The sequence below is a fragment of the Rhodococcus sp. NBC_00297 genome (assembly GCF_036173065.1).
In the GTDB taxonomy this organism is placed as follows: domain Bacteria; phylum Actinomycetota; class Actinomycetes; order Mycobacteriales; family Mycobacteriaceae; genus Rhodococcoides.
On record NZ_CP108041.1, the window covers coordinates 1 to 22,969 of the forward strand.

Sequence of the window (22,969 nt, forward strand, 5' to 3'; positions counted from 1 at the left end):
CTAGGCTGGAACGGTTGCCCCGGATCCTCCTGCTTCGTGTGGGTGGTGGTGGTGTGTGCGTGTTCTTTGAGAACTCAACAGTGTGTCGATGAATGTCAGTGCCAATATTTTGTTTTGGTTTGCTGGTTCTTCTCCTTCTTCCCGTCGGGGAGGGACCGGTTCTTTTTTGTCAGCAATGGAGTTATTGTTGGCGTGAGTTTTATTGCTGGATTTGGCTCTCTAGTTTTCATTGACTTCTGCCTTTCTAGGGTGGGGTTGATAAGAGTCTTCAACGGAGAGTTTGATCCTGGCTCAGGACGAACGCTGGCGGCGTGCTTAACACATGCAAGTCGAACGGTAAGGCCCTTCGGGGTACACGAGTGGCGAACGGGTGAGTAACACGTGGGTGATCTGCCCTGCACTTCGGGATAAGCCCGGGAAACTGGGTCTAATACCGGATAGTACTGCGCGGTGCATGCCGTGTGGTGGAAAGATTTATCGGTGCAGGATGGGCCCGCGGCCTATCAGCTTGTTGGTGGGGTAATGGCCTACCAAGGCGACGACGGGTAGCCGGCCTGAGAGGGCGACCGGCCACACTGGGACTGAGACACGGCCCAGACTCCTACGGGAGGCAGCAGTGGGGAATATTGCACAATGGGCGCAAGCCTGATGCAGCGACGCCGCGTGAGGGATGACGGCCTTCGGGTTGTAAACCTCTTTCAGCAGGGACGAAGCGCAAGTGACGGTACCTGCAGAAGAAGCACCGGCCAACTACGTGCCAGCAGCCGCGGTAATACGTAGGGTGCAAGCGTTGTCCGGAATTACTGGGCGTAAAGAGCTCGTAGGCGGTTTGTCGCGTCGTCTGTGAAAACCAGCAGCTCAACTGTTGGCTTGCAGGCGATACGGGCAGACTTGAGTATTTCAGGGGAGACTGGAATTCCTGGTGTAGCGGTGAAATGCGCAGATATCAGGAGGAACACCGGTGGCGAAGGCGGGTCTCTGGGAAATAACTGACGCTGAGGAGCGAAAGCGTGGGTAGCGAACAGGATTAGATACCCTGGTAGTCCACGCCGTAAACGGTGGGCGCTAGGTGTGGGTTTCCTTCCACGGGATCCGTGCCGTAGCTAACGCATTAAGCGCCCCGCCTGGGGAGTACGGCCGCAAGGCTAAAACTCAAAGGAATTGACGGGGGCCCGCACAAGCGGCGGAGCATGTGGATTAATTCGATGCAACGCGAAGAACCTTACCTGGGTTTGACATACACCGGAAAGCCGTAGAGATACGGCCCCCCTTGTGGTCGGTGTACAGGTGGTGCATGGCTGTCGTCAGCTCGTGTCGTGAGATGTTGGGTTAAGTCCCGCAACGAGCGCAACCCTTGTCCTGTGTTGCCAGCGGATTATGCCGGGGACTCGCAGGAGACTGCCGGGGTCAACTCGGAGGAAGGTGGGGACGACGTCAAGTCATCATGCCCCTTATGTCCAGGGCTTCACACATGCTACAATGGCCGGTACAGAGGGCTGCGATACCGTGAGGTGGAGCGAATCCCTTAAAGCCGGTCTCAGTTCGGATCGGGGTCTGCAACTCGACCCCGTGAAGTCGGAGTCGCTAGTAATCGCAGATCAGCAACGCTGCGGTGAATACGTTCCCGGGCCTTGTACACACCGCCCGTCACGTCATGAAAGTCGGTAACACCCGAAGCCGGTGGCCTAACCCCTTGTGGGAGGGAGCCGTCGAAGGTGGGATCGGCGATTGGGACGAAGTCGTAACAAGGTAGCCGTACCGGAAGGTGCGGCTGGATCACCTCCTTTCTAAGGAGCACATCTCGGGGCAGTACCACCCACACAGGTGGGAGGGAACCCCCGCAGAGACCACGCCGACCACATTCGTTGGTCGGGTGGACGCTCATGGGTGGAACACTGACAACCAGAGCCGGCAACAACGGTCACGCTCAGTCGTGACCAGCCGGCACTATATCGATGCACTGTTGGGTCCTGAGAGAACACGCGAGTGTTTCTTTCTAGGCAAGAATGTATTTCCTTCGGATGTCTGGCATACCGCGCCTTCGGGTGGGCATGGTGCAGATGGGAGTTCGAAGGGGGTGTGTTGTTTGAGAACTGCACAGTGGACGCGAGCATCTTTGTTGTAAGTAATGAAGAGCGTACGGTGGATGCCTTGGCACCAGGAGCCGATGAAGGACGTAGGAGGCTGCGATAAGCCTCGGGGAGCTGTCAACCGAGCTGAGATCCGAGGGTGTCCGAATGGGGAAACCCAGCACGAGTGATGTCGTGTTACCTGCACCTGAATATATAGGGTGTGTGGAGGGAACGTGGGGAAGTGAAACATCTCAGTACCCACAGGAAGAGAAAACAACAGTGATTCCGTCAGTAGTGGCGAGCGAACGCGGAAGAGGCCAAACCATGTGCATGTGATACCCGGCAGGGGTTGTGCGTGTGGGGTTGTGGGGTTTGTCTTGTCGATTCTGCCGGATCGGCCGACAGTGAGAAATCATGCGGTTAGTCGAAGTGGTCTGGGATGGCCTGTCGTAGAGGGTGAGAGTCCCGTAGACGAAAACTGTGTGACTGTCGTGATGAATGCCCAAGTAGCAGCGGGCCCGTGAAATCTGCTGTGAATCTGTCGGGACCACCCGATAAGCCTGAATACTCCCTGGTGACCGATAGCGGACTAGTACCGTGAGGGAAAGGTGAAAAGTACCCCGGGAGGGGAGTGAAATAGTACCTGAAACCGTGCGCTTACAATCCGTCAGAGCCTTCGAGTGACTTGTCACTGGGGGTGATGGCGTGCCTTTTGAAGAATGAGCCTGCGAGTTAGTGGTATGTGGCGAGGTTAACCCGTGTGGGGTAGCCGTAGCGAAAGCGAGTCCGAATAGGGCGAACATCAGTCGCATGCTCTAGACCCGAAGCGGAGTGATCTACCCATGGCCAGGGTGAAGCGACGGTAAGACGTCGTGGAGGCCCGAACCCACTTAGGTTGAAAACTGAGGGGATGAGTTGTGGGTAGGGGTGAAAGGCCAATCAAACTCCGTGATAGCTGGTTCTCCCCGAAATGCATTTAGGTGCAGCGTCGCGTGTTTCATCCTGGAGGTAGAGCTACTGGATGGTCTAGAGGGCCCACAAGCTTATCGAAATCAGCCAAACTCCGAATGCCAGGATGTGAGAGCGCGGCAGTGAGACTGCGGGCGATAAGGTTCGTAGTCGAGAGGGAAACAGCCCAGATCGCCGGCTAAGGCCCCCAAGCGTGTACTAAGTGGAAAAGGATGTGAAGTCGCGAAGACAACCAGGAGGTTGGCTTAGAAGCAGCCACCCTTGAAAGAGTGCGTAATAGCTCACTGGTCAAGTGATTTTGCGCCGACAATGTAGCGGGGCTCAAGTACACCGCCGAAGCCGCGGCACTCACACGACAGCCCCCGGTTCCCTTGCGAGGGTTCCGGCAGGTGTGTGGGTGGGTAGGGGAGCGTCGTGTGGCCAGGGAAGCGCCGGAGTGATCCAGGTGTGGAGGCCACGCGAGTGAGAATGCAGGCATGAGTAGCGAAAGACGAGTGAGAAACTCGTCCGCCGAATGATCAAGGGTTCCTGGGCCAGGTTAATCCGCCCAGGGTGAGTCGGGACCTAAGGCGAGGCCGACAGGCGTAGTCGATGGACAACGGGTTGATATTCCCGTACCCGTGTATCCGCGCCCATGATGAATCAGGAGTACTAACCGTCCAGAGCCGCCAGGAGCACCTTCGGGTGCCGGGTGTGGTGATGCACGGGACCTTTCCTGGTAGTAGTCAAGCGATGGGGTGACGCAGGAAGGTAGCTGAGCCAGTCAGTGGTAACACTGGTGTAAGCCTGTAGGGCGAGACCTAGGCAAATCCGGGTCTCACATAAGCCTGAGAGGTGATGCATAGCCGAATGAGGCGAATTCAGTGATCCTATGCTGCCGAGAAAAGCCTCTAGCGAGCTGGTACACGGCCCGTACCCCAAACCGACACAGGTGATCAGGTAGAGAATACCAAGGCGATCGAGATAACTATGGTTAAGGAACTCGGCAAAATGCCCCCGTAACTTCGGGAGAAGGGGGACCCCTGCTGGTGATGGAACTTGCTTCCTGAGCTGGTGTGGGTCGCAGAGACCAGTGAGAAGCGACTGTTTACTAAAAACACAGGTCCGTGCGAAGTCGTAAGACGATGTATACGGACTGACGCCTGCCCGGTGCTGGAAGGTTAAGAGGACCGGTTAGTTCCTTCGGGAGCGAAGCTGAGAATTTAAGCCCCAGTAAACGGCGGTGGTAACTATAACCATCCTAAGGTAGCGAAATTCCTTGTCGGGTAAGTTCCGACCTGCACGAATGGCGTAACGACTTCTCAGCTGTCTCAACCATAGACTCGGCGAAATTGCATTACGAGTAAAGATGCTCGTTACGCGCGGCAGGACGAAAAGACCCCGGGACCTTCACTACAGCTTGGTATTGGTGTTCGGTTCGGTTTGTGTAGGATAGGTGGGAGACTGTGAAGCATGCACGCCAGTGTGTGTGGAGTCGTTGTTGAAATACCACTCTGATCGTATTGGATACCTCAACCTCGGACCATGATCTGGTTCAGGGACAGTGCCTGGTGGGTAGTTTAACTGGGGCGGTTGCCTCCCAAAATGTAACGGAGGCGCCCAAAGGTTCCCTCAGCCTGGTTGGCAATCAGGTGTCGAGTGCAAGTGCACAAGGGAGCTTGACTGTGAGACTGACAAGTCGAGCAGGGACGAAAGTCGGGACTAGTGATCCGGCACCGGCAAGTGGAAGCGGTGTCGCTCAACGGATAAAAGGTACCCCGGGGATAACAGGCTGATCTTCCCCAAGAGTCCATATCGACGGGATGGTTTGGCACCTCGATGTCGGCTCGTCGCATCCTGGGGCTGGAGTAGGTCCCAAGGGTTGGGCTGTTCGCCCATTAAAGCGGCACGCGAGCTGGGTTTAGAACGTCGTGAGACAGTTCGGTCTCTATCCGCCGCGCGCGTCAGAAACTTGAGGAAGGCTGTCCCTAGTACGAGAGGACCGGGACGGACGAACCTCTGGTGTGCCAGTTGTTCCACCAGGAGCACCGCTGGTTAGCTACGTTCGGAAGGGATAACCGCTGAAAGCATCTAAGCGGGAAGCCTGTTCCAAGATGAGGTTTCTCACCCCCTCGAGGGGGTAAGGCCCCCGGCAGACCACCGGGTTGATAGGCCAGAACTGGAAGCCCAGCAATGGGTGCAGGTGACTGGTACTAATAGGCCGAGGACTTACCACAAAGAAGCTACGCGTCCACTGTGCAGTATCTGAGACAACACACGAGTTGGTCAGCAGATAACTGAAACCCGCACCACCGATCCATCACCAGCAGCACCGGTGACAGGAAAGGTGTGTGCCTCGTGCTCTGTTGTTTCACAGAGTTTCGGTGGCCATAGCGGAGGGGAAACGCCCGGACCCATTCCGAACCCGGAAGCTAAGCCCTCCAGCGCCGATGGTACTGCACCCGACAGGGTGTGGGAGAGTAGGACACCGCCGAACAATCCGTTCCGAAAGGGGACCCATTCACATGGGTCCCCTTTCGTGTTTCTGCACTCCGATCGTGAGTGCGGCATGATGACACCACCGGTGACGAGCGGGAGAGCTCGGTCGCCGATCGATCGAAAGGAACCACCGTGCCGGAAGAGCCGTCATCGGAAGGTCGTACGTCCGATTCGGACCGCCGGCCGCCCGCGCGCGACAACCGGGCACCTCGCCGCGACAGCGCGGGGGACCGCGGGTCGTTCCGATCATCGGCCCCTCGCTCCGGTGACCGTTCCGGGAGCCAGGACGAACGTCGCCACACCGGCGACCGTGGGCGCTCCGGGGATCGATCGACGTCCGGCGACCGTCGGCAGGGTTCCGGCAGGGGCCAGGCACCCGACCGCACTCGAGGACAGGGTGCACCTCCCCGTCGTCGCGGCGGTGAAGGGAGCGCGGGTCCGCGCGCGGGCGGTGGGCGAGGACCTGATTCTCGCGCTCCACGTCCGGTCGAGCCCGATCTGCCGGACGACGTCGACGCGAAAGATCTCGAACCCGGGGTCCGTCGAGACCTGTTGAGCCTCGACAAGAGCAACGCGGAAGCTGTTGCACGACACATGGTCATGGTCAGTCAGCTGATCGGAGACGATCCCGCCGCAGCACTGCTGCACGCGCGAGCGGCGCGGCAGCGTGCCGGCCGCATCGCCGTGGTCCGAGAGACGGCCGGCATCGCCGCGTATCACGCAGGGGAGTGGGCGGAGGCTCTGTCCGAGCTCCGCGCCGCCCGCCGTATGGCCGGTGGACCGGGCCTGCTGTCCGTCATGGCTGATTGTGAGCGGGGCCTCGGTCGGCCGGAGCGCGCCATCGAGCTCGGACGCAGCGACGAGGCTCGCCAGCTGACGGGTGACGACGCGTCCGAACTGCGCATCGTCGTCGCGGGTGCCCGCATGGACATGGGGCAGTACGACCAGGCGGTGGTGACGCTGCAGACTCCGGATCTCGAGGGAGATCGCACGGGGTCGGCTGCAGCGCGGTTGTACTACGCCTACGCCGACGCTCTGGTGGCCGCCGGTCGAGCGGACGACGGGGTGCAGTGGTTCCTCCGTGCCGCCGCCGCCGACGTCGAGGGTGAGACGGACGCCGAGGACCGAGTCGACGAACTGACCGGTCAGTGACCCGTCTGACCGACGCTCACGACGCTCTGCTGCTCGATCTCGACGGGACTCTGTACCGGGGTCCCGATCCCATCGACGGTGCCGTCGACACTCTCCGCGAGTGTTCCTCGCAGCTCTGCTACGTCACCAACAACGCCAGTCGGTCTCCCGCTCAGGTGGCCGAGCACCTACGCGATCTCGGTTTCCGTGCGCCCGACGAGTCGGTGGTGACGAGTTCCCAGGCGGCGGGGCGGCTTCTCGCTGGTCTCCTGCCCGCAGGTGCGTCCGTGCTGGTCGTCGGAACCGAGGCCCTCGAGGCAGAGGTGTCCGCCGCCGGCCTGGTGCCGGTTCGTACAGCGGACCCCACTCCGGCCGCGGTCGTCCAGGGACATTCCCCCGAGACGGGGTGGGCGAACATCGCCGAGGCGACCTACGCGGTCCGTGCCGGCGCACGCTGGGTGGCCACGAATGCCGACACCAGCCTGCCGACGCCTCGCGGTCTCGGGCCGGGAAACGGTGCCATGGTCGCGGCGGTCGCCGCAGCGACGGGGGCCACCCCGATCGTGGCGGGCAAGCCCGAGGCACCTCTCATGAAGGACGCGCTCGAGCGCAGCGGGTCGACCACGCCGCTGGTGGTGGGTGACCGTCTGGACACGGACATCGCGGGAGCCAACGAGGTGGGTGTGCAGTCACTCCTCGTGCTCACCGGAGTGAGCACCGTGCACGATGTGCTCACTGCCGTCCCGCACGAGCGCCCCACGTACCTCGCGTCGTCCCTGTCGGCTCTGCTCGAGGAGCCGGCCGCGTCTCTCGTTCCCTCCGAGCCTTCCGACACCTGGTCGGTGTCGCTGTCCGGTTCCGTGCTGCGAGTCGAGACCACGGGCGACGTCGACGCCGACGGCGACCTCTGGATCGAGGCACTGCGCGAAGTTCTCCCCGCGGTCTGGGCGCTCGGCGGCTTCGACACCGTCGAGGGCGCGTCCGGTGCGGCTGCGGATGTCGTCGCGCGGTGGACCGCCTGACACTGACGGTCACCACCGCCGACCGACGTCGTCGGGGGTATCGGCTAGCGTTGTCCGCGATGAGCACGCCCGTTCCCCGCCCCGGTCAGCACTTGCCGTCGCACTCCGATGTCGAGGGCACGTCCGTCGATCCCGACGCCGTCGTCTCGGCTGTCGACGCGCTGGTCGCCGAGGCTGACGTGGCGGCGTCGGCGCCGTTCGGCGAGGGTACGGACGACCCGCACGGCCTGGTCACGCTGACGCGGCAGGCCCGCATCCTCGACCGCGCGCACGAGGTACTCGTCGACGCGCTCGCGTCCGTGGACAAGAACTGACATGGCTCGTCGCGCTCGGGTGGACGCCGAACTCGTCCGCCGCGGTCTGGCCCGCTCTCGGGATCACGCCTCGGAACTCATCTCGGACGGTCGAGTGCTGATCGCCGGCACCGTGGCCACGAAGCCCGCCACCGCGGTCGAGCCCGGCACGGCGCTGCGGGTCACCGAGGTCTCCGACGAGGTGTCGTGGGCCTCTCGAGGTGCACACAAGCTGCTGGGCGCGCTCGCCGCCTTCGAGCCACGCGGTGTCACGGTGGAGGGCGCGCGGTGTCTCGACGCGGGTGCGTCCACCGGTGGGTTCACCGACGTGCTGTTGTCCAAGGGTGCACGCGAGGTCGTAGCGGTCGACGTCGGCTACGGACAGTTGGTGTGGCGGCTACGGACCGACGAGCGGGTGCGAGTCCTCGACCGTACGAACGTCCGCGGCATCGATGCCGAGGCCATCGGCGGGCCGGTCGACCTCGTGGTCGCCGACCTGTCCTTCATCTCGTTGGCTCTCGTACTCCCGGCGTTCGCCGCGTGCGCCCGTCCGGGTGCCAGCATCCTCCCGATGGTCAAGCCCCAGTTCGAGGTCGGCAAGGATCGCGTCGGTGCAGGGGGAGTGGTCCGCGATCCCGCCCTGCGCGCGGACGCGGTGCTGGGAGTCGCACGCGCCGCGGCCGACCTGGGCCTGGTCACGTCCGGTGTGGAGCCGAGCCCACTGCCCGGTCCGTCCGGCAACGTCGAGTACTTCCTGTGGCTCACCGTTCCGGGTCCGGACGACGATCCCAGCACAGCCCAGTCGACGTCCGTCGAGCAACTGGTGTCCGACGCCGTGGAGAAGGGGCCTCAGTGAGCGAGTCGACCGTGCCCGAGCGCACCATCCTGCTCGTCGCGCATCCGGGTCGCCCGGACATCGAGCAGACGGCTCTGCGCGCGGCGAAGGTGTTCCACGATCACGGGATCGCCCTGCGCGTGCTCGTCGACGAGCACGACACGTCGCGGTTGGAGTCGACGTCGGGGATCGACGCGCTCTCCACACCGCAGTCCGACGTCTCCGTCGTGGAGTTCGGTCCGTCGGCGGCGGTGGGCTGCGAGCTCGTCCTGGTCCTCGGCGGCGACGGAACCTTCCTGCGCGCTGCGGAACTCGCGCGGGTGGCGTCCATCCCGGTGCTCGGCGTGAACCTGGGACGCATCGGATTCCTCGCCGAGGCGGAGGCCGACGATCTCGAGGAGACCCTGGCCATCGTGGTGCGCCGCGAGTACCGCATCGAACCGCGGATGACGCTGGACATCACCGTGCACGTCGACGGCGAGATCATCGAACGTGGGTGGGCGCTGAACGAGGCCAGTATCGAGAACGGGTCGCGGCTCGGGGTGCTCGAGGTGGTGCTCGAGGTGGACGACCGTCCGGTGTCCTCGTTCGGGTGCGACGGTGTTCTGCTGTCGACCCCCACCGGGTCCACCGCCTATGCGTTCTCGGCCGGCGGTCCGGTCGTGTGGCCGGAGCTCGAGGCGATCCTCGTCATCCCCAGTAACGCCCACGCGCTGTTCGCGCGGCCGCTGGTGACCAGTCCCGAGTCACACATCGCCATCGAGACCTTCGACGGCGGACACGACGCGGTGGTCTTCTGCGACGGCAGGCGCACCCTGCGCCTGCCCGCCGGTGCTCGCGTCGAGGTGGTGCGAGGATGTGAGCCGATCAAGTGGATCCGGCTCGACTCCGCGCCGTTCGCCGATCGACTCGTACACAAGTTCGCCTTGCCGGTCACCGGCTGGCGGGGGAGGGTGACGTAACCGACGTGTTGTCCGAAATTCGTATCGACGGCCTGGGAGTCATCGCCGAGGCGACGGCGTCGTTCTCGGAGGGCCTGACGGTGCTCACCGGTGAGACCGGTGCCGGCAAGACGATGGTCGTCACCAGCCTGCATCTGCTCTCCGGCGCGCGCGCCGACGCCGGGCGTGTCCGTGTCGGCGCCGACCGCGCGGTGGTCGAGGGTCGTTTCACCACCGACCACGTCACCGACCAGGTCCGCGGCGACGTGGAGCAGTTGCTCGAGTCCACCGGCGGTCGGCGCGACGAGGACGACAGCATCATCGCCCTCCGGACGGTCGGCAGCGACGGCCGATCACGTGCTCATCTCGGCGGCCGCAGTGTGCCCGCAGGCGTCCTGTCGGAGTTCACCGGATCGTTGCTCACGGTGCACGGACAGAACGATCAACTGCGTCTGCAACGCAGTGATCAGCAGTTGGCCGCTCTGGACCGCTTCGCTGCGGACGCCATCGGGCCGCTGCTCGAGACGTACCGCACTCGCCGCTCGCAGTGGGTCGCTGCGGTGACCGAACTGCGGGAGCGGACGGAGAAGGCTCGCGAACTCGCGCGCGAGGCGGACCAGCTCACGTTCGCCCTGAACGAGATCGACGCGGTCGCACCGGCATCGCACGAGGACACCGACATCGCGGCGACCGTCCGGCGGCTCAGCGATCTCGACTCGCTCCGCGATGCGGCGTCCGCCGCGCACACGGCGCTCACCGGTGGCGACGACCCCGGCGACGTGTCCGTCATGGCGCTGTTGGGCGAGGCCCGCGATCGACTCGCCTCGACCGACGACGAGATTCTCTCGGCCGTCGGCCCACGACTCGCCGAGGCTATCGCGGTGGTGACCGACGTCGGAGCCGAGCTCACCTCGTACCTCGAGGATCTGCCCGCCGATCCGGAGTCACTGGACACGCTGCTCTCGCGTCAAGCGGAGCTCAAGAGTCTGACTCGCAAGTACGCCGCCGACGTGGACGGAGTGCTCGCGTGGGCGGAGGACGCACGAACCCGCCTGACGGGACTGGACGTCTCCGCCGACGCCGTGGCAGCGCTGACCGAGCGCGTCTCCACTACCGGTGCAGCGACCGCCGAGGTCGCACGCAAGCTGTCGGCCGCGCGGGTGAAGGCTGCGGCGAAACTGTCCAAGGCGGTCAGCGCCGAACTCGCCGGCCTGGCGATGGGCAAGGCCAAGCTGGACGTCGAGGTGCGCCCCCGCGCTGCGGGTGCGGACGATCGGTCGGCGCTGTCCGTCGACGGAACCGCGCTGCACGCCGGGTCGACCGGCACCGACGAGATCGAGTTCCGTCTGTCCGCGCACAGCGGTGCGCAGTCGCTGCCGCTCAACAAGAGCGCGTCCGGCGGTGAGCTCTCCCGCGTGATGTTGGCGCTCGAGGTGGTCCTCGCGCGATCGGATGCCGGAGCGACCATGGTCTTCGACGAGGTCGATGCCGGCGTGGGTGGTCGCGCCGCCGTGGAGATCGGCAAGCGGCTGGCACGCCTGGCCAGGACGCATCAGGTCATCGTCGTGACGCACCTCCCGCAGGTCGCGGCGTTCGCCGACACGCACCTGGTGGTGAACAAGACCGACGGAAAACGTGGCGGCCCCAACAGTGGTGTGCGCACTTTGACGGATTCCGAGCGTGTCGTGGAACTCGCGCGCATGCTCGCCGGGCTCGACGACACCGAGACCGGCCGGGCACATGCCGAGGAACTGTTGCGCACCGCGACGGCGGAACGGGAGTCCGCGACCGCCTGAGAGCGATGTGCTGGTGTGACTGATGTGAATGATGTGGTAGTTGTTACGGCGCGCCTCCGCCGATGCTGCCGTGTTGTTGTCCATCATCGTGTGCATGAAGATGCCGGCTCTGCTCTCGCGTAGTCATGACTCACTTCCCGGAGTCACGGGAATCGCTCGGGTCGATCGCTCCACGGCCAAGCTCCTGCGCCGTGTCGGTCCCGGAGACATCGTCGTTCTCGACGAACTCGACCTCGACCGGATCACCGCCGACCTGCTGGTACAGGCCGGCGTGACGGCCGTGGTCAACGCCTCCGCCTCGATCTCGGGGCGCTACCCCAATCTCGGTCCGGAGGTGCTCGTCGCCAACGGCATCGAGCTCATCGACGAGGTGGGCTCCGACGTCTTCAAGAAGGTCAAGGACGGTTCGAAGGTCCGCCTGCACGACGGCAACGTGTACGCCGGGGAGCGACGTCTCGCCACCGGCACCGAGCAGTCCGAGGCCGACATCTCCGACCGCATGATCGAGGCCAAGTCTGGTCTGATCGATCACCTGGAAGCGTTCTCGGGCAACACGATCGAGTTCATCCGCACCGAGTCGCCGCTGCTGATCGACGGCGTCGGAGTGCCCGAGGTGGACGTCGACATGAACGGTCGTCACGTCGTGGTCGTCGCCGAGGGCACCGACCACGTGGCCGATCTCAAGTCGCTCAAGCCGTTCATCAAGGAGTACTCGCCGATCCTCATCGGTGTCGGCGCCGGCGCCGACACGCTGTCGGAGGCGGGATACCGCCCCGACCTGATCGTCGGCGACCCGGACGACGTGAGCAGCCGCACGCTGAAGTCCGGCGCCGAGGTGGTGCTCCCCGCCGATTCCGACGGCCACGCCAAAGGCCTCGAGCGCATCCAGGACCTGGGCATCGGAGCCATGACGTTCCCGGCCACGGGCACCCCGGCGGACCTCGCGCTCCTGCTCGCCGACCACCACGGCGCCTCACTCATCGTCACGGTCGGATGTGCCGCGTCGCTCGACGAGTTCTTCGACGCCAGCAAGCGCGCGGACACACCGTCGACGTTCATGACCCGACTCAAGGTCGGTCCGAAACTGGTGGACGCCAAGGCCATGGCGACGTTGTACCGCAGCCGGGTCTCCGGTGGCGCGGTGGCGCTGCTCGTCCTCGCAGCCCTCATCGCCGTCATCGCGGCGCTCGTCGTGACCAACGGCAGCGGTGCGACTCTGGACTGGGCGATCGAGACCTGGAACAGCTTCGCCCTGTGGGTGCAGGGGCTGCTTCAGTGATTTCGCTTCGTCAGCACACCATCTCGTTGATCGCGGTGTTCCTGGCGCTCGCGGTCGGAGTCGTCCTCGGCTCCGGCCTGCTGTCCGGTCGAGTGCTGTCCGGACTGCGCGACGACCGGGACGATCTGCAGACCGAGGTGAACGACCTGCAGTCGGCGAACAACGCACTCGGTGAGCAACTCAACGCCGCCGACGGTTTCGACGCGGCCGTCGCGACCCGGGTGGTCGCGGGAGCGCTGGCCGACCGCACCGTCGTGCTGGTCACCACGCCCGACGCAGACCCCGCCGACGTGGAGGGTGTGCAGCGCACCATCGCCGACGCGGGCGGGTCGGTGACCGGACGAGTGGGGCTCACCGAGGCGTTCGTGTCCGCCGCCAGCGGCGACGATCTCCGCACGCGCCTCACCAACGTGGTTCCCGCAGGCGCGCAACTGCGTACGGGATCGGTGGATCAGGGCAGCCTCGCCGGCGATCTGCTCGGTACGGTGCTGTTGCTGAACGCACAGACCGCCCAACCGCAGAGCACGCCGGAGGAACTGGGCCTGGCCCTCGACACCCTGCGCGGCGGCGGCTTCATCACGTACGACGACGGTGCCGTGGCACCGGCACAGCTCGCGGTGGTGGTCTCCGGACAGGCCGCCGACTCGGGTGAGGACGGCAACCGCGGCGCGATCGTGGCTCGCTTCGCCGGCGCTCTGGACGGACGCGGAGCCGGAACCGTGCTCGCGGGCCGTGCCGGTTCGGCCGAGGGCAGCGGTCCCATCGCGGTGGTGCGGTCGGATTCCGCCCTCGCAGCCGGGACCAGCACCGTCGACGACGTCGATCGCACGTCGGGGCGCATCACCGTCGCCTTGGCACTCGGTGAGCAGCTCGCCGGTGGTACGGGTCGGTACGGAACGGGTCCTGCCGCGACGGCCGTGACGGTCGGGGCGACCCCGAGCTAGGTACTCCAGCCGTCGTCGCCCGCGTGGTGTCGACCGAACTCGCGTGAAGGTGTTACCGTGAAGTCCCGTGGGTCGGCCAGGTTCCGAACCACTCGATGTTGAGCGATTCGCTCGCTGTCACCATCGGGTCGCACCGTCACGGGAGTCTCTTTGCAGTCACGCATTCACACGCGGGCCGACATCAAGCACATCTTCGTCAGCGGCGGCGTCGCGTCGTCGCTCGGCAAGGGGCTCACGGCCTCGAGCCTCGGTCAGCTTCTCACCTCACGTGGCCTTCGCGTCACGATGCAGAAGCTCGATCCCTACCTCAACGTCGATCCCGGAACGATGAACCCGTTCCAGCACGGCGAGGTCTTCGTCACCGAGGACGGCGCGGAGACCGACCTCGACGTCGGCCACTACGAGCGGTTCCTCGATCGGGATCTCTCCGGATACGCCAACGTGACCACCGGCCAGGTGTACTCCACGGTGATCGCCAAGGAGCGTCGCGGCGAGTACCTCGGCGACACCGTCCAGGTCATCCCGCACATCACCGACGAGATCAAGGCCCGCATCCTCGCGATGCGCGGACCGGATCTGCAGGGCCAGGAGCCCGACGTCGTCATCACCGAGATCGGTGGCACCGTCGGCGACATCGAGTCGCAGCCCTTCCTCGAAGCGGCGCGTCAGGTCCGCCACGACGTCGGTCGGGAGAACGTCTTCTTCCTCCACGTCTCGCTCGTTCCGTTCCTCGCGCCCTCGGGTGAGCTCAAGACCAAGCCGACGCAGCACTCGGTGGCGGCGTTGCGCAGCATCGGTATTCAGCCCGACGCGCTGATCCTGCGATCAGACCGCGACGTGCCGCAGGCCCTCAAGGCGAAGATCGCGCTCATGTGCGACGTGGACGTCGACGGGTGCATCTCCACACCCGACGCGCCCTCCATCTACGACATCCCGCGCGTGCTGCACGGCGAGGGTCTCGACGCGTACGTCGTGCGGCAGCTCGGACTGCCGTTCCGGGACGTCGACTGGACCGTGTGGGGAACCCTCCTCGAGCGAGTGCACCAGCCTCGTGAGACGGTGCGCGTCGCCCTGGTCGGCAAGTACGTCGATCTGCCCGACGCCTACCTGTCGGTGACCGAGGCGCTGCGGGCCGGCGGTTTCGCCAACCGCGCGAAGGTCGAACTCGTGTGGGTGCAGTCCGACGACTGCGACACCGCGGCCGGCGCCAAGCTGGCGCTCGCCGACATCGACGCCGTGGTGATTCCCGGCGGCTTCGGCATCCGCGGTATCGAGGGCAAGCTCGGCGCGATCACCCACGCCCGGACGCACAAGATCCCGACGCTCGGGCTCTGCCTGGGTCTGCAGTGCATGGTCATCGAGGCGGCGCGGTCCGTCGGTCTCACCGATGCGAACTCGGCCGAGTTCGAGCCCGAGACGACACAGCCGGTCATCTCGACGATGGCGGACCAGGAGCAGGCGGTCGCCGGCGAGGCGGACCTGGGCGGCACGATGCGCCTCGGGGCCTACCCCGCCACGCTCACCAAGGGGTCGGTGGTGTCGCAGGCCTACGGCAGCGAGTCCGTCTCCGAGCGTCACCGCCATCGCTACGAGGTCAACAACAGCTACCGCGACCGCATCGCGGAGAGTGGACTGCAGTTCAGCGGCACGTCCCCGGACGGCCACCTGGTCGAGTTCGTCGAACTGCCGCGGAGCGCGCATCCGTTCTTCGTCGGCACGCAGGCGCATCCCGAACTCAAGAGCCGGCCGACGCGGCCGCACCCGCTCTTCGCGTCGCTGATCTCCGCTGCGCTCTCGTACAAGTCCGAGGAGCGGCTGCCCGTCGACGTCCACGGCGACGAGTCCGACACGGCGCAGCCGGCCGAACCCGCCGCGACGAAGGCCTGACCATGGCCGATCGTCACGAGTTCGAGATCCTCGAATCGTCCGTCGAGTACCAGGGTGCGATTCTCGCGCTCCGGCTCGACCAGGTGACGATGCCCGGCGGTCGTCGGGCCGAACGTGAGGTCGTCGAGCATCACGGTGCGGTCGCCGTGGTCGCGCTGGACGACGACGAGCGCATCGTGCTGATCAGCCAGTACCGGCATCCTCTGGGGCGTCGCCTGCTCGAGCTTCCCGCGGGTCTGTTGGACGAGCCGGGGGAGGATCCCGTCGAGGCCGCGAAGCGTGAGCTGACCGAGGAGACGGGGCTCGCCGCGGCGTCCCTGTCGTTGCTGGTCGACGTGGCGGCATCACCCGGGTTCACGGACGAGACCGTGCGGATCTACCTGGCCGACGAGGTGACCGAGGTCGATCGACCGGAGGCTCACGACGAGGAAGCCGACATCGAGCTCGTCCGCGTCCCGGTGGACGAGGCGGTGTCGCGCGTGTTCAGCGGCGAGATCGTGAACGCGTCGGCGGTGGCGGGAATCCTGGCGCTGGCGGCGGTGCGGTCACGCTCGGTTCCGTTGCGGCCGAGCGATGCACCCTGGCGTGATCGACCCACCGCGTTCGAGAAGCGCAAGGGCGCGCATGGCAGCTGACTCGCCAGGCGAGGTGATCGCGACCTATCTCGATCACCTCGCCGTCGAGCGCGGGTCAGCTCGCAACACCATCACCTCGTACCGCCGCGACCTCTCGCGCTACGCCAGCCATCTGGGTGAACTCGACCGGAACAGTCTCCGCGACGTCACCGAGGTGGACGTCGCGGAGTTCGTGACGGCCCTCCGGTCCGGCAACGAGCTGTTCCCGCCGCTCGCGGCGAGCAGCGCCGCGCGCACGGTCATCGCGGTTCGCGGAGTCCACCGCTTCGCGCTGGCCGAGGGCATCGTCGACGTCGACGTCGCTGCCGGGGTCAAACCGCCGGCGCCGGGCCGCCGGCTCCCGAAGTCGCTCTCCGTCGAGCAGGTGTTCGCGCTCCTCGATGCCGTCGCCGGGAAGGCCGCGGACACCCCGCGCGGTCTTCGCGACCGGGCGCTGCTCGAGCTCCTCTACTCCACCGGTGCGCGCATCTCCGAGGCCGTGGGACTCGACGTCGACGACATCGACTCCGACTCGCGGTCCGTGGTCCTGCACGGCAAGGGCGGCAAGGAGCGCATCGTGCCCATCGGCCGTCCCGCACTCGACGCCGTCGACGCGTACCTCGTCCGTGGTCGACCCGCACTGGTGTCACAGGGCACGCCCGCGCTTCTGCTGAACGTGCGGGGCGGCCGGTTGTCACGCCAGAGCGCGTGGCAGGTCCTGCAGACCGCGGCGGAGCGCGCCGGGATCGGAGCCAGCGTCTCCCCGCACACGTTGCGGCACTCCTTCGCGACCCACCTGCTCGACGGCGGCGCGGACGTACGTGTGGTGCAGGAACTTCTGGGTCACGCCTCGGTGACCACCACGCAGATCTACACACTGGTCACCGTCACGACGTTGCGCGAAGTGTGGGCCGAGGCGCATCCGCGCGCACGGTAGCGTGTCCGCACGAAGCTGCACCCGACACGCGGTAGCGTTCAGGGGAACTGCAGCACGAGGTGAGGATGGAGGTCCGGTGGTGTCAGCGGCGCACGACGACGGAGCACTGTTCCGCACTCGTCAGCCCGAACCGGAACATCCGACCCTGGCCCACCCGTCGGGCATGGGTCCGACGGGGCGCCCGTATCGCGACATCCCGGATCCGCAGCCGCTGTCCTCGCACGGACCGGCGACGGTCATCGCGATGTGCAACCAGAAGGGCGGCGTCGGCAAGACCACGTCGACCATCAATCTGGGTGCGTCGCTGGCCGAGTACGGACGCCGAGTCCTGCTGGTCGACCTCGATCCGCAGGGCGCGCTCTCCGCGGGTCTCGGTGTGCCACACCACGAGCTGGACCTCACGGTGCACAACCTGCTGGTGGAGCCGCGGGTGGCGATCGACGACGTCCTCATGCGTACGCGGGTGGACGGGATGGACCTGCTCCCCAGCAACATCGACCTCTCCGCGGCCGAGATCCAACTGGTCACCGAGGTCGGCCGCGAGCAGACGCTGGGACGCGTGCTGCACCCGATTCTCGATCGCTACGACTACGTCCTCATCGACTGCCAGCCGTCGCTCGGCCTGTTGACCGTCAATGCCCTCGCGTGCGCCGATTCCGTGCTCATCCCGATGGAGTGCGAGTACTTCAGTCTGCGCGGACTCGCGTTGCTCAACGACACCGTCGACAAGGTGCGCGATCGTCTCAATCCGCGGCTGAAGCTCGAGGGCATCGTGGTCACGATGTTCGACGCCCGCACGCTGCACTCGCGAGAGGTCATGAATCGCGTGGTCGAGGTGTTCGGCGACGTCGTCTTCGACACCGTCATCACGCGCACCGTGCGTTTCCCGGAGACGAGCGTCGCCGGCGAGCCGATCACCACGTGGGCGCCGAAGTCCGCGGGTGCCGACGCGTACCGGTCGTTGGCCCGCGAGGTCATCCACCGGGACACCGCACCCCAGTCTTGACCGACGGGACGGTCGTGACGGACACGACGGTCGGGGACGCGCCGACGCCCACCGGATTCCAAGTGCGGCTCACCAACTTCGAAGGCCCGTTCGACCTGTTGCTGACCCTGATCGGACAGCACCGACTCGACGTCACCGAGGTCGCACTGCACACCGTCACCGACGACTTCATCGCGTACACCCGCGCGATGGGCGCGGAGATGGGTCTCGACCAGACCACCGAGTTCCTGGTGGTCGCGGCGACCCTGCTGGACCTCAAGGCCGCCCGCCTCCTGCCGTCGGGCGAGGTGGACGACGCCGAGGACCTGGCACTGCTCGAGGTGCGGGACCTGCTGTTCGCCCGGCTGCTGCAGTACCGGGCCTACAAACAGGTGGCGCAGTTGTTCGGCGAACTGGAGAACGCCGCGCTGCGGCGCTATCCGCGATCGGTCTCGCTCGAGGACTCGTTCGCGTCGCTGCTGCCGGAGGTGTTGCTCGGTGTGGATCCGCGCCGCTTCGCCGAGATCGCCGCGGCGGCGTTCACCCCGCGCGAGGTGCCGACGGTCGGTCTCGGCCATCTCCACGCGTCGGCGGTGTCGGTCCCGGAACACGCGCGGGCGATCCTGGCGATGCTGCGCGACCGCGGAGTGGGTGAGTGGGCGACGTTTGCCGACCTGGTCCGCGACTGCGAGGTCACCGTCGAGGTGGTCGCACGGTTCCTCGCGCTGCTCGAGCTGTATCGCGAGAAGGTCGTCGCGTTCGACCAACCCGAGGCGCTGGGCGATCTCGCGGTCACCTGGACCGGCGACGACGACGCTGCCGACATCGACCGGATGGACGTCTCGAGGATGGAGGACTACGGATGACAGCGAGCGAGGACGCTCCCGACGCCCTGTCGGACGCCGAGGTGCGCGCGGCGCTCGAGTCGGTGCTGCTCGTCGTCGACACCCCGGCATCCGTCCCGCAGCTCGCCTCCGCCCTGGACTGTGACGAAACGCGCATCCGGCAGGCGCTGACCGCCATGGCCGCCGACCTCACCGCCCGCGGCAGTGGCATCGACCTGCGGTTCGCCGGCGACGGGTGGCGTTTCTACACCCGCACCGAGTACGCGCCCTATGTCGAACGGCTCCTCCTCGACGGTGCGCGGTCCAAGCTCACCCGAGCGGCACTGGAAACCCTCGCTGTGATCGCCTATCGTCAACCGGTTACCCGCGCACGAGTCAGTGCTGTGCGCGGAGTGAACGTGGACGGCGTGATGCGCACTCTCCTCGCGAGAGGTCTCATCGCCGAGGCGGGTCCCGACCCGGACTCTGCGGCGACGCAGTACGTCACCACGGAAATGTTCCTCGAACGGTTGGGGTTGGCGTCACTGTCCGACCTCCCCGAACTTGCTCCGCTGCTTCCGGGCGTGGACATGATCGACGACATCAGCGACAGCATGGACTCCGATCCGCGGGTCCTGCGTGCCGAGCGTCGACGAGAGAACACCGAGTCGAACTCGACCACCGAGTTCGGCACCGACACCACAGACGAATAGGTAAGAAACGTGAACGACTCCGCTCGCCGTGATGGCACACCGGACCGGGACGGCGCATCCGACGCCTCCACTCCCGAACGACAGAAGAAGCGCCCCAACAAGAAGGTCGCCGCTGCTGCGTACAGCAAGCGCACCGAGAGCCGTAAGCCCGGCGGCAAGTCCGGGTACCCCCGGGTGGCTCCCAAGAACAGCGGCTCCAAGCCCGGCAAGTCGCCGAAGCCGGAGCGCAAGACGACGGCTGCTCCGACCATCAGCAACGCCAAGCCCGCCCGCCACCAGCACACCGACGGCCCGCGGCCGCACGTGGCTCCTGAGGACGGTGTGCGCTTGCAGAAGGTGCTCGCCCAGGCAGGTGTCGCGTCGCGTCGCGCCGCCGAGCAGCTCATCGACGAGGGACGCGTCGAGGTCGACGGCCGCATCGTCACCGAGCAGGGTGTCCGCGTCGACCCCGAGGTCGCGGTCGTGCGGGTGGACGGCACCCGTGTCGTCATCAAGGCCGATCTGGTCCACATCGCGCTGAACAAGCCGCGCGGATGGCAGTCCACGATGTCGGACGACCTCGGTCGGCCCTGCATCGGCGACATTGTCTCGGAGCGGGTCCAGGCAGGACAGCGGCTCTTCCACGTCGGCCGACTCGATGCCGACACCGAAGGCTTGATCCTGCTCACCAACGACGGCGATCTGGCCCACCGGCTGATGCATCCCTCCTTCGAGGTGTCCAAGACGTACCTCGCCACGGTGCAGGGTGTCCTGGACCGCGACGCGGGCAAGAAGCTGCGTTCCGGAGTCGAACTCGACGACGGACCGGCGAAGGTGGACTCCTACGCGGTGCTCGACGTGAACGAGGGCAAGACGCTCGTGAAGGTCGTGCTGCACGAGGGTCGCAAGCACATCGTGCGCCGACTGTTCGACTCGGTCGGGTTCCCGGTGAAACGCCTGGTGCGCACCGACATCGGGGCCGTCGCTCTCGGCGACCAGCGACCCGGCACGCTGCGGGTGCTCGGTCGCGGCGAGGTCGGCAGCCTGTACGGGGCGGTCGGCCTGTGACCGCGTCGGAGGATCGACTGATCGTCGCGATGGACGGCCCGTCCGGTACCGGCAAGTCGTCCGTCTCCCGCCTGTTGGCGACCCGGCTCGGTGCGTCCTACCTCGACACCGGTGCGATGTACCGCGCGGCGACGGCATGGGTGCTGACGAACGACGTCGATCCCGGAGACGCCGACGCCGTCGCTGCGCTCACCGAGTCCATCGACCTCTCCATCGGCACCGATCCCACGGGGGAGCGGGTCGAGGTGTCGGGCGAGGACGTCACCGGTCCGATCCGCGGGTCCGCCGTGACGGCGGCCGTCTCCGCGGTGTCCGCCGTGCCCGCTGTGCGCGAGAAACTCGTTGCGCTGCAACGAGAGATCGCGGACACTGCCGGTCGCATCGTCGTGGAGGGTCGCGACATCGGCACCGTCGTCCTCACCGACGCTCACATCAAGATCTATCTGACCGCGTCCGCGGAGACGCGCGCCACGCGTCGTAACGACCAGAACATCGCCGAGGGCCGCGGGGACGACTACGACGCCGTGCTCGCCGACGTCCAGCGTCGGGACCACGCGGACTCCACACGTGCCACGTCCCCGCTGCGACCCGCGGACGATGCGGTCACCGTGGACACCAGCGACCTCGACAAGGACGCGGTGATCGACGAACTGATGCGTCTGGTCACCGAGCGTCTGGACATCGGGCGTCCGACTCATGCCCCTGAAGGAGCACGCTCATGAGCGACAACACATTCGACACGCTCGACGCGACCGAGGTCTACGCCTCGGACGGCATCTGGTCCGAGGAGTCGGACTGGGAGGACATCGACTTCGAGGGTGACGGCGAGGCCGAGGCCGAGGTCGCCGTTCCCACCCTCGCCGTCGTCGGTCGGCCCAACGTGGGCAAGTCCACGCTCGTCAACCGCATCATCGGCCGCCGCGAGGCCGTGGTGGAGGACGTTCCCGGCGTCACCCGCGACCGTGTCTCGTACGAGGCCAACTGGTCCGGACGTCGATTCATGGTGCAGGACACCGGCGGTTGGGAGCCCGACGCCAAGGGGATGCAGCAGTCGATCGCCCGGCAGGCCGAGATGGCGATGCAGACGGCGGACGCCATCCTGCTCGTCGTCGACGCCGTCGTCGGTGCGACGGCGACGGACGAGGCCGTGGCACGAGTCCTGCGTCGGTCGAAGACGCCGGTCATCCTGGTGGCCAACAAGGTCGACGACGAGCGCACGGAATCCGAAGCGGCACTGCTGTGGTCGCTGGGTCTCGGTGAGCCCCGTCCGGTCAGTGCGACGCACGGCCGCGGTACGGGCGATCTGCTCGACGACGTCCTTGCAGTCCTGCCCGAGACGCCCCGCGAGGGAACCGGTGTCGCCGGCCCTCGTCGTGTCGCCCTGGTCGGCAAGCCGAACGTGGGCAAGTCCAGCCTGCTGAACAAGCTCACCGGCGACGAGCGATCGGTCGTGCACGACGTCGCCGGCACCACCGTCGACCCGGTGGACTCACTGGTGGAACTGGGCGGCAAGGTGTGGCGTTTCGTCGACACCGCGGGGTTGCGCAAGCGCGTCAGCCACGCCAGCGGCGCCGAGTTCTACGCCTCGCTCCGCACCAAGGGCGCCATCGACGCGGCCGAGGTCGCGATCCTGCTGCTCGACGCGTCCGAGGTCATCTCCGAGCAGGACCTGCGGGTGCTCTCGATGGTCGCCGACGCGGGCCGCGCACTGGTCATCGCGTTCAACAAGTGGGACCTCGTCGACGACGACCGTCGTGGCCAGCTCGAGAAGGAGATCGACCGGGACCTGATGCGCGTGCCGTGGGCGCAGCGCGTCAACGTCTCGGCCAAGACCGGTCGTGCGGTGCAGAAGCTCGTGCCCGCTCTGGAGACGTCGCTCGCGTCGTGGGACAAGCGCATCTCGACCGGTCAGCTGAACTCCTGGCTCAAGGAGGTCGTGGCCGCGACGCCGCCGCCGATGCGTGGTGGTCGACTGCCCCGCGTCATGTTCGCCACGCAGGCGAGCACGCGCCCGCCGACGTTCGTGCTGTTCACCACCGGTTTCCTCGAGGCCGGGTACCGCCGGTTCCTCGAGCGCCGACTGCGTGAGGAGTTCAACTTCGACGGCAGTCCGGTGCGGATCTCGGTGCGTATCCGGGAGAAGCGGGACCGCAAGAAGAAGTAGGCGACTGCCCCGGTGGTGCTGCTGAGGCGATTGGCGTC

At 66.1% G+C, this 22,969-nt stretch carries 17 protein-coding genes and 3 rRNA genes; all 20 read left to right on the plus strand.

The window, feature by feature from the left end:
• Nucleotides 1-268 precede the first annotated feature (268 nt).
• Nucleotides 269-1,787: ribosomal RNA gene (locus OG947_RS00005) — 16S ribosomal RNA — on the plus strand.
• Nucleotides 1,788-2,119: 332 nt separating this feature from the next.
• Nucleotides 2,120-5,257: ribosomal RNA gene (locus OG947_RS00010) — 23S ribosomal RNA — on the plus strand.
• A 143-nt stretch (nucleotides 5,258-5,400) separates the two neighbouring features.
• Nucleotides 5,401-5,517, plus strand: a 5S ribosomal RNA gene (gene rrf / locus OG947_RS00015).
• The 16S, 23S and 5S rRNA genes sit together here, the layout of an rRNA operon.
• Nucleotides 5,518-5,651: 134 nt before the next feature.
• Nucleotides 5,652-6,671, plus strand: a complete 1,020-nt coding sequence (locus OG947_RS00020; protein ID WP_374197733.1) for a hypothetical protein — start codon at nucleotides 5,652-5,654, stop codon at nucleotides 6,669-6,671.
• Complete coding sequence (locus OG947_RS00025; RefSeq protein ID WP_328812852.1) at nucleotides 6,668-7,672, plus strand: HAD-IIA family hydrolase; 1,005 nt, start codon at nucleotides 6,668-6,670, stop codon at nucleotides 7,670-7,672. Before OG947_RS00020 ends, OG947_RS00025 begins: the two co-directional genes overlap by 4 nt.
• Before the next feature lie 59 nt (nucleotides 7,673-7,731).
• Nucleotides 7,732-7,986: a hypothetical protein gene (locus OG947_RS00030; RefSeq protein ID WP_222631329.1), complete on the plus strand. Its 255-nt coding sequence runs from the start codon at nucleotides 7,732-7,734 to the stop codon at nucleotides 7,984-7,986.
• A 1-nt stretch (nucleotide 7,987) separates the two neighbouring features.
• Complete coding sequence (locus OG947_RS00035; RefSeq protein ID WP_056444390.1) at nucleotides 7,988-8,821, plus strand: TlyA family RNA methyltransferase; 834 nt, start codon at nucleotides 7,988-7,990, stop codon at nucleotides 8,819-8,821.
• On the plus strand, nucleotides 8,818-9,762 hold the full coding sequence (locus tag OG947_RS00040; RefSeq protein ID WP_027505467.1) for an NAD kinase: 945 nt from the start codon (nucleotides 8,818-8,820) through the stop codon (nucleotides 9,760-9,762). The genes OG947_RS00035 and OG947_RS00040 overlap by 4 nt, the downstream gene beginning before the upstream one ends.
• A gap of 5 nt (nucleotides 9,763-9,767) precedes the next feature.
• The gene (gene recN / locus OG947_RS00045; protein WP_328812853.1) at nucleotides 9,768-11,537 is read left to right on the plus strand and encodes a DNA repair protein RecN; all 1,770 of its coding nucleotides are present in this window, start codon (nucleotides 9,768-9,770) and stop codon (nucleotides 11,535-11,537) included.
• A gap of 94 nt (nucleotides 11,538-11,631) precedes the next feature.
• The gene (steA, locus tag OG947_RS00050; protein ID WP_328812854.1) at nucleotides 11,632-12,816 is read left to right on the plus strand and encodes a putative cytokinetic ring protein SteA; all 1,185 of its coding nucleotides are present in this window, start codon (nucleotides 11,632-11,634) and stop codon (nucleotides 12,814-12,816) included.
• Complete coding sequence (locus OG947_RS00055) at nucleotides 12,813-13,760, plus strand: copper transporter (RefSeq protein ID WP_027505464.1); 948 nt, start codon at nucleotides 12,813-12,815, stop codon at nucleotides 13,758-13,760. The genes steA and OG947_RS00055 overlap by 4 nt, the downstream gene beginning before the upstream one ends.
• 150 nt (nucleotides 13,761-13,910) lie before the next feature.
• Nucleotides 13,911-15,647: a CTP synthase gene (locus OG947_RS00060; protein WP_222632474.1), complete on the plus strand. Its 1,737-nt coding sequence runs from the start codon at nucleotides 13,911-13,913 to the stop codon at nucleotides 15,645-15,647.
• Nucleotides 15,644-16,282: an NUDIX domain-containing protein gene (locus OG947_RS00065; protein ID WP_056444399.1), complete on the plus strand. Its 639-nt coding sequence runs from the start codon at nucleotides 15,644-15,646 to the stop codon at nucleotides 16,280-16,282. Before OG947_RS00060 ends, OG947_RS00065 begins: the two co-directional genes overlap by 4 nt.
• Nucleotides 16,272-17,198 (plus strand): site-specific tyrosine recombinase XerD, encoded by a 927-nt coding sequence (gene xerD, locus OG947_RS00070; RefSeq protein ID WP_328812856.1) that lies wholly within the window; start codon nucleotides 16,272-16,274, stop codon nucleotides 17,196-17,198. The genes OG947_RS00065 and xerD overlap by 11 nt, the downstream gene beginning before the upstream one ends.
• Nucleotides 17,199-17,304: 106 nt before the next feature.
• Entirely contained in the window at nucleotides 17,305-18,204 is a 900-nt protein-coding gene (locus OG947_RS00075) for a ParA family protein (protein WP_051613290.1), read from the plus strand.
• Nucleotides 18,201-19,049 carry a segregation and condensation protein A gene (locus OG947_RS00080; RefSeq protein WP_222632467.1) on the plus strand — a complete coding sequence of 283 codons (849 nt, stop codon included), beginning with the start codon at nucleotides 18,201-18,203 and terminating at the stop codon, nucleotides 19,047-19,049. Before OG947_RS00075 ends, OG947_RS00080 begins: the two co-directional genes overlap by 4 nt.
• On the plus strand, nucleotides 19,046-19,720 hold the full coding sequence (gene scpB / locus OG947_RS00085; protein WP_051613243.1) for an SMC-Scp complex subunit ScpB: 675 nt from the start codon (nucleotides 19,046-19,048) through the stop codon (nucleotides 19,718-19,720). Before OG947_RS00080 ends, scpB begins: the two co-directional genes overlap by 4 nt.
• A 9-nt stretch (nucleotides 19,721-19,729) precedes the next feature.
• Nucleotides 19,730-20,767 carry a pseudouridine synthase gene (locus OG947_RS00090; RefSeq protein ID WP_081821205.1) on the plus strand — a complete coding sequence of 346 codons (1,038 nt, stop codon included), beginning with the start codon at nucleotides 19,730-19,732 and terminating at the stop codon, nucleotides 20,765-20,767.
• A 29-nt stretch (nucleotides 20,768-20,796) separates the two neighbouring features.
• Nucleotides 20,797-21,489 carry a (d)CMP kinase gene (gene cmk, locus OG947_RS00095; protein ID WP_037185658.1) on the plus strand — a complete coding sequence of 231 codons (693 nt, stop codon included), beginning with the start codon at nucleotides 20,797-20,799 and terminating at the stop codon, nucleotides 21,487-21,489.
• Nucleotides 21,486-22,931 (plus strand): ribosome biogenesis GTPase Der, encoded by a 1,446-nt coding sequence (der, locus tag OG947_RS00100; protein ID WP_056444408.1) that lies wholly within the window; start codon nucleotides 21,486-21,488, stop codon nucleotides 22,929-22,931. The genes cmk and der overlap by 4 nt, the downstream gene beginning before the upstream one ends.
• The last annotated feature ends 38 nt before the right edge of the window (nucleotides 22,932-22,969 follow it).